This is a genomic window from Streptomyces sp. 8N616 (genome assembly GCF_052246385.1).
GTDB lineage: Bacteria > Actinomycetota > Actinomycetes > Streptomycetales > Streptomycetaceae > Streptomyces.
The window spans coordinates 1-1,162 of record NZ_JBQQBY010000098.1 but is presented as its reverse complement, the minus strand read 5'-3'; the positions used below and the strand labels follow the sequence as shown (position 1 = coordinate 1,162).

At 73.3% G+C, this 1,162-nt stretch carries 1 protein-coding gene; it reads right to left on the bottom strand.

Features of this window, described 5'->3' with window-relative positions; all coding sequences use genetic code 11:
• Positions 1-167: 167 nt before the first annotated feature.
• Complete coding sequence (proC, locus tag ACTWQC_RS35775; protein WP_443320044.1) at positions 168-977, bottom strand: pyrroline-5-carboxylate reductase; 810 nt, start codon at positions 975-977, stop codon at positions 168-170.
• Between the last annotated feature and the right edge of the window lie 185 nt (positions 978-1,162).

The window sequence follows — 1,162 nt, the reverse complement described above, 5'->3', positions numbered from 1 at the left end:
CTCCAACGGCACCCCTCGGGCCCGGTGACACCACCCCCCAGGTCATCCCTTCGACAGGGGGGAACAGTCATGCCGGGCCCGGAGGCCAGCGGCCCTCTTGCAGGACCGCGAAGAAGATAACGGGGGGCGGGCGCGCGCCTGCGGGGGCGGGCGCGCGCCCGGGTGCGTCAGCCCTTGCCGGTGGCCAGTTCGCGGCTGCGGTCGCGGGCCGCTTCGAGGGCGGCGAGGAGTGCGGCTCGTACGCCGTGGCGCTCGAGCTCGCGGATGGCGTTGATCGTCGTACCCGCGGGTGAGGTCACGGCCTCGCGGAGCTTCACCGGGTGCTCGCCGCTGTCGCGGAGCATGACGGCGGCGCCGATGGCGGCCTGGACGATCAGGTCATGGGCCTTGTCGCGGGGCAGGCCGAGGAGGATGCCGGCGTCGGTCATGGCCTCGACGAGGAAGTAGAAGTAGGCCGGGCCGGAGCCGGAGAGGGCGGTGGCCGCGTCCTGCTGGGCCTCTGGGACGCGCAGCGTCTTGCCGACGCCGCCGAAGATCTCCTCGGTGTGGGCGAGGTGCTCGGCGGTGGCGTGGCTGCCCGCCGAGATGACGGACATGGCCTCGTCGACGAGGGCGGGGGTGTTGGTCATAACGCGGACGACCGGGGTGCCGGCGGCGAGCCGCTGCTCGAAGTAGGCGGTGGGGATGCCGGCGGCGCCGCTGATGACGAGGCGGTCGGAAGGGACGTGGGGGGCGAGCTCGTCGAGCAGTGCGCCCATGTCCTGGGGCTTGACGGTGAGGATGAGGGTGTCGGCGATCTTGGCTGCTTCGGGGTTCGAGACGGCCTCGACGCCGTACCGGGCGCGGAGCTCTTCGGCGCGTTCGGGGCGGCGGGCGGTGACGAGGAGGTCGGACGGGGACCAGCCGCCGCGGATCATGCCGCTGAGCAGGGCTTCGCCGATCTTGCCGGTGCCGAGAACGGCGACCTTTTGCGTCATGGTGTCGCTCACCTCATCGGGGGTGCGGGGTGTGCGCCTGAGCGCACGTGGTGCGGGGTGTGCGCGTGAGCGCGCGTCGTGCGGGGTCCATCCTGGCACCCGCGCCGCCGCTGCGCCGGTGCCCCGCCTCCGGCGGGGCTTCTTCCCACCCGCCCGCCCTTCAAAGGGGCTCCGCCCCTTGACCC